The sequence below is a fragment of the Streptomyces sp. SID3343 genome, from assembly GCF_009865215.1.
GTDB lineage: Bacteria > Actinomycetota > Actinomycetes > Streptomycetales > Streptomycetaceae > Embleya.
This window is the reverse complement of the sequence record NZ_WWJX01001611.1, coordinates 1-5,729: the sequence shown is the minus strand read 5'-3', so window position 1 is coordinate 5,729 and position 5,729 is coordinate 1. Positions and strand designations below refer to the sequence as shown.

Sequence of the window (5,729 nt, the reverse complement as noted above, 5' to 3'; positions counted from 1 at the left end):
GACGGCGCGTACGTCACGCCGCTCGTGCGCAAGCTCGCGGCCGAGCACAACGTGGACCTGTCCGCGATCGCCGGTACCGGCATCGGTGGCCGGATCCGCAAGCAGGACGTCCTGGAGACGGCCCGCAAGCAGCAGGCGGCCCAGGCCGCCGCGGCGGCGAAGGCTCCGGCCGCCGCCGCGCCCGCTCCGGCGGCCAAGGCAGCGGCACCGGTCGAGCCGTCGCCGCTGCGCGGTCGGACCGAGAAGCTCTCGCGCATGCGCACGGTGATCGCCAAGCGCATGGTCGAGTCGCTGCAGACCTCGGCGCAGCTGACCACGGTCGTGGAGGTGGACGTCACCAACATCGCCCGCCTGCGCGACCGCGCCAAGGGCGACTTCGTGGCGCGTGAGGGCGTCAAGCTGTCGTTCATGCCGTTCTTCGCGAAGGCGGCCGTCGAGGCGCTCAAGGTCCACCCGGTCCTGAACGCGTCGATGGACCTGGACGCCGGCACGGTGACGTACCACGACGCCGAGCACCTGGTGATCGCGGTGGACACCGACCGCGGCCTGATGGTCCCGGTCATCCACAACGCGGGTGACCTGAACATCGCCGGCCTGTCCCGCAAGATCTCGGACCTGGCCGAGCGCACGCGTACCAACAAGGTCAGCCCGGACGAGCTGGCCGGCGGTACGTTCACGCTCACCAACACCGGTTCGCGCGGCGCGCTGTTCGACACGCCGATCTTCCCGCAGCCGCAGGTCGCGATGCTCGGCACCGGCGCGGTCGTCAAGCGCCCGGTCGTCGTCAACGACCCGGCGCTCGGTGAGGTCGTCGCGGTGCGTTCGATGGTGTACCTGGCCCTGTCCTACGACCACCGCCTGGTGGACGGCGCGGACGCGGCCCGCTTCCTGCAGACGGTGAAGACCCGTCTCGAGGAAGGCGCCTTCGAGGGTGACCTCGGCCTGTAGGACCCGCCCCTGATCGGGCGGGTGCGGTACTTCGAAGGCGGTTCGGGCGTGTGCCCGGGCCGCCTTCGGCCTTTCCGGCGCCTTCTGGGCAAGGATGCTCGTATGCGTATCGCCGTCACCGGTTCGTCCGGCCTCGTGGGTTCAGCTCTGGTCCGCTCCCTGACCGCCGACGGTCACCAGGTCGTCCGGTTGGTCCGCCGGGCGCCCGCCGACCCCGACGAGGTCCGCTGGGACCCGCGCGCGGGCACCGTGGACACCGCGTCGCTGGGCGCCGTGGACGCGGCGGTGCACCTGGCCGGGGCGGGTCTGGGGGACAAGCGCTGGACCGCCGGGTACAAGCGCGAACTGCGCGACAGCCGGGTGTTGGGCACCGCGGCCGTGGCCCGCGCGCTCGCGGCCATGGATCCGGCCCCGCGCGTGCTGCTGTCCGGTTCGGCGATCGGCTGGTACGGCGACACCGGCGACGTCGCGGTGGACGAGACGTCGCCGCCGGGCAAGGGGTTCCTGGCGGAGACGTGCATCGAGTGGGAGGCCGCGACGGCACCCGCCCTGGAGGCCGGCATCCGGGTCGCGCACCTGCGCACCGGACTGGTGGTGTCCGAGGCCGGCGGGGCTTGGGGGCGGATGTTCCCGCTGTTCAAGGCGGGAGTCGGCGGCCGGCTCGGCTCGGGGCGGCAGTACTGGAGCTTTGTCTCGCTCGCCGACGAGATCGCCGCGATCCGGCACGTGCTCGACCACGACACGATCGCGGGCCCGGTGAACCTGACCGCGCCGAACCCGGTGACCAACGCCGAGGCCACGAAGGCAATGGGCAAGGCACTGCGCCGGCCGACCGTGTTCGCCGTACCGCCGTTCGCACTGCGCGCGGTGCTCGGCGAGTTCGCGAACGACATCCTCGTCGGACAGCGAGTCCTGCCCAACGTGCTCACCGACTCGGGCTTCACCTTCGCCCACCCCACGGTGCGCGAGGCCATCGCGGCGGCGATCGCGGACTGAGGCACACCCCCGACCGGGCCCACGATGATCACGCTGATGGCATCGGCCGATCTCGGAGAGCTATCACTCACCGTCCATGGGTATGACCTCTAGGCCACTAAGACGACTCCGCGCGCTGCCTCGGGTCGTGTGCGGTAGGGGGACGGGAGGGACGACCGTGGTCGACGTGCGCGGTAATGCGGTGATCGTCGTGGGAGCGGGTCTCGCGGGCCTGAGCGCGGCCCGTACGGTGGCCGCCGCGGGGGTGCCCGTGACGGTGTTGGAGGCGGCCGACCACCCGGGCGGGCGGGTACGTACGGACGTCGTGGACGGGTTCCGCGTCGATCACGGATTCCAGTCGTTGACCACGTCGTGGCCACAGGTGGCCCGGCAACTCGACGTCTCCGCTCTCGGGTTGCGGGTCTTCCAGCCGGGTGTGCTGGTGTTCGAGGACGGGCGCACCCATCGGATCGGCGACGTACGGCGCGTGCGCGACGCGCTCGGGGGGCTGCGTACCGCGAACGGTGGCGGCGCGGATCGGGCCCGGGTCGCGGCATTGCTCGCCCGGGTCGCCTCGGCGCCGATCGCGCGGGTGCTGAGCGCGCCCGAGGTCGCGACGGTCGACACGCCTTCGATGAGCGCGCTGTCGCCCGAACTGGCGCACCGCACGCTGCGCCCGTTGCTCGCGACCCTGTTGCACGATCCCCAACTGCGCTCGTCGAGCCGCTTCGCGGAGCTGATGCTGCGCTCGTTCTTACGCGGGCGGGTCGGATTACCCGCGCGCGGCATGGCCGACATACCCAGACAACTCGCGGCGGGCCTGCCCACCGGTGTGGTGCGGTACGGGGTGCGCGTGTCGTCGATCTCGGCCGATCGGGTACTGACCGACGCGGTGGGCGAGATCCGCGCGAGCGCGGTGATCGTGGCGACCGATCCGGCGACGGCGGTCGCGCTGTTGCCGGGCCTGCGGATGCCCGAGTTCCACGCGGTCACCACGCTCTACCACGTGGCGCGGCTCGCGCCCCGGCCCGACGCGTCGTTGCTCGTGGAGGCCGACGGGCGCAGCCCGTTCACGCACACGACGGTGGTGAGCCAGGTCGCCCCGACCTACTCGCCGGACCGGCGCGCGTTGGTGGCGACCACGGTTTTGGGGCACGACGGTTCGGAGCCGGCCAAGCTCGAACTGCGGGTACGGGAACGGCTGGCGGTCGTCTACGACACGCCGACGGCGTCGTGGGATCACCTGACGACGTGTCACATACCTTGCGCCGTACCGGTGGTCGCGCCGGGCCACAACTTCCGCCGCCCCGTCCGCCTGATCGGCGGCCTGTACGTCTGCGGCGACCACCGCGACTCCAGCTCCATCCAGGGCGCCCTGGCCTCGGGCCACAGAGCCGCCAGATCCACCCTCACCGACCTGGGCCTCCCGCAGTAACCGGCAGCCCTCCCCAAAGCCCCGGAGCCACCCGAGATCACCCCGCGATCCCACACCCCCCACCGAGGTACGCCGCACAGCAACCGCAGCGCTCCAGGGTCGCCACGCAGCAACCCGCAGCCTCCTGGGGCTCGCGCAGCAACCGCAGCCCTCTGGGGATCACCCCACGACACCGAAGCCATCCCGGGACGTCGCGCAGTAAACCCCAGCCGTCCCACCCAACGTCACGGGTGGGCGGGTGGGAACACATCCCGACCCGACCAACGCCCACCCGCAACACCACCGCCCACCCACCCGAGACCCGCCGTCAGGCGTCAGGCGTCACCCACTACGAACAAAACACCCCGACCGCGCCTCGAAATCCCGCACGGCCGGCACATCCCGATAAGGCGCCAACCGATGCGTGAACTCGCGCACATAATCCACCGCCCGAGACGACCGCAGGCCCTCCGCCGCCTCCGTGGCCTCCGCCTCGACCCGGCACGCGTGCTCGACCTCACCCAGCTCCAACAACGCCGTGGCCAGGATCGTCTGACAGAACAGCCGGCTGCGCGTGTACTCGCTCCCCCACAACCGCAAGGACCGCTCGGCGTATTCACGCGCCTTCCCGTAGTCCTCCAAATCGCGGTAGCAGTGCGCGTGATCGTCGGCCAACTGCGCCTCGTTCATGAACGCCACCCACTCGGGCTCCTCGTCCCCCGGCGCCACGCACTCCAACGCCTGCTCCGCGCGCAACAACGCCGCCCCGCACGCCCGCGCGTCCCCGAGCAGCCCGTGCCCACGCGCCTCCACGGCGTGGAACAGCGCCCGTACCCGCGGCGTGGCCACCAAGGACGCGCCCTGCTGCGCGACCCGCGCGAGCTGTACCGCCTCGCGCCCGTGCCCGAGGTAGACCGCCTGCCGGCTCATCGTCGACAGCACGAACCCGCCGAGCGCGCGGTCCCCCGACGCCTGCGCGAGCCGCAACGCCTGCACGAAGTAGCGCTGCGCCATCCCGTGCACGCCCACGTCGTACGCCATCCATCCGACCAGGCGGGTCAACGTCGCGGCCGCGCCGAACAGTTCACTGCCGGTCCTGGCGTCGTAGGTGCCGCGCAATATCGCGGTGACCTCGGTGTCGAGGTAGCGCACGAGCGCCTGCCGCCCGTGCCCGCCGCCGAACGAGTTGTCCAACCGACGAAACGCCTCGCCGACCGCCCGCACCGCCGCCACGTCGCCGCGCCCGACCCGGTCCCCGTCCTGCCGGGTCGGCCGCTCGTCGCCCGACCCGATCAGCCAGTCCCGGCTGGGGACCACGAGCGCGCCGGGCGTGAACGCGGCCTCCACGAGCGCGGATCGCTGCGCCGAGTCCGCCTGCCACATGCCGGTCACGATCTCGACCGCTTCGGGAGGCCCCGACGCGTATTCGAGACCCGCGTAGTCCGGGCGGCACCCGGCCATGCCCAGATCCTCGGCGCTGAGCTTGCGGCCGAGCCGCTGGGTGAAGACCTCGGCAAGCAGTATCGGCACGATTCCGCGCGGATGTTGGCCACGCAGCCAGCGCGCCACCGAGGTCTTGTCGTACCGGAGATCGATGCCCTGTTCGGCACCGAGCTGGTCGACGCGTCGGGCGAGGCCGGCATGCGAAAAGCCGGCTTCCTCGACGAGCGCCGCCAGACGGTGGTTGGGGCGCCGTTCGACCCTGGCTGCCATGGAGATGAACGCCTCCCGCTGGTGCGGTGGTTCGGTTTTCGAGGTGGTGGACCGCGCGAGAATCTAGCGATTTCTGGAGCGCTGCAACCCGAACGCTCGCAACAATGACCCTTTCGAGTTACCAGGCGTGGCCCGCTCTCGCCGTGGCGAATCCGGCCCGGCGCGACCGCTGTTCGGCCGCATTCGGCAGAACCTGCCGAACCGACCACCGGTATCCGCTGCGGCGTCACCATGGGGGCGCCCTTGCCATGCCCCGACGCGTGGTGAAGCATGCGCGAGGCAGTTCACCCGATCGAGTGGCCGAAAATCGCGGCACCGGGTGGGACCGAAAGAGGCGTGAGGTTGACCCGGCACGACGACGAGACCGCTCGGGGCATCGTGATCCCGTTGGCCGCGATCGCGAGCGTGTGCCTGCTGCTCACGTGCGGCGTGTTCCTGTTCTCCGGGCCCAAGGACGACCGCGACACCCCGGTCGGCCTGCGCGTGCCCACGGCGGCGGCCCCGCCCTACGTACCGCCGGTACCGGCCGGCCCCCCGTCGACCGGCAACACGGCCTCGACCGCGCCGAGCACGGGCACCCACGTGAGCCCGACCGCGACGAAGCCGGCGACCCGGCCCCCGTCCGCCACCGCGACCACCTCGCGCGGCCCCACCACGTCGGCGCCGCCCGCACCGCCCC

At 71.9% G+C, this 5,729-nt stretch carries 4 protein-coding genes and 1 pseudogene; 4 read left to right on the top strand and 1 reads right to left on the bottom strand.

The annotated features are described in order from the left end of the window. The 3 genes from sucB to GT354_RS51745 all read left to right on the top strand — a co-directional run. On the top strand, positions 1-948 hold a 948-nt coding region (sucB, locus tag GT354_RS51755; protein ID WP_161365436.1), incomplete at its 5' end, for a 2-oxoglutarate dehydrogenase, E2 component, dihydrolipoamide succinyltransferase. A gap of 102 nt (positions 949-1,050) precedes the next feature. Further along, positions 1,051-1,944: a TIGR01777 family oxidoreductase gene (locus GT354_RS51750; RefSeq protein WP_161365434.1), complete on the top strand. Its 894-nt coding sequence runs from the start codon at positions 1,051-1,053 to the stop codon at positions 1,942-1,944. 157 nt (positions 1,945-2,101) lie between these two features. Continuing rightward, positions 2,102-3,358 (top strand): NAD(P)/FAD-dependent oxidoreductase, encoded by a 1,257-nt coding sequence (locus GT354_RS51745; protein ID WP_346012546.1) that lies wholly within the window; start codon positions 2,102-2,104, stop codon positions 3,356-3,358. 321 nt (positions 3,359-3,679) lie between these two features. On the opposite strand, the gene GT354_RS51740 is transcribed toward GT354_RS51745, so the two are convergent. Beyond that, on the bottom strand, positions 3,680-5,050 hold the full coding sequence (locus GT354_RS51740) for a regulator (protein ID WP_161365430.1): 1,371 nt from the start codon (positions 5,048-5,050) through the stop codon (positions 3,680-3,682). 342 nt (positions 5,051-5,392) lie between these two features. On the opposite strand from GT354_RS51740, the pseudogene GT354_RS51735 reads away from it, so the two are divergent. Continuing rightward, positions 5,393-5,729 (top strand): annotated as a pseudogene (locus tag GT354_RS51735) (hypothetical protein); the annotation flags it as partial.

What these genes read in the sequence shown, in the direction of transcription:
- GT354_RS51750 (WP_161365434.1), top strand. Translation starts at nt 1,051, where the DNA reads ATGCGTATCGCCGTCACCGGTTCGTCCGGCCTCGTGGGTTCAGCTCTG.
- GT354_RS51740 (WP_161365430.1), bottom strand. Translation starts at nt 5,050, where the DNA reads ATGGCAGCCAGGGTCGAACGGCGCCCCAACCACCGTCTGGCGGCGCTC.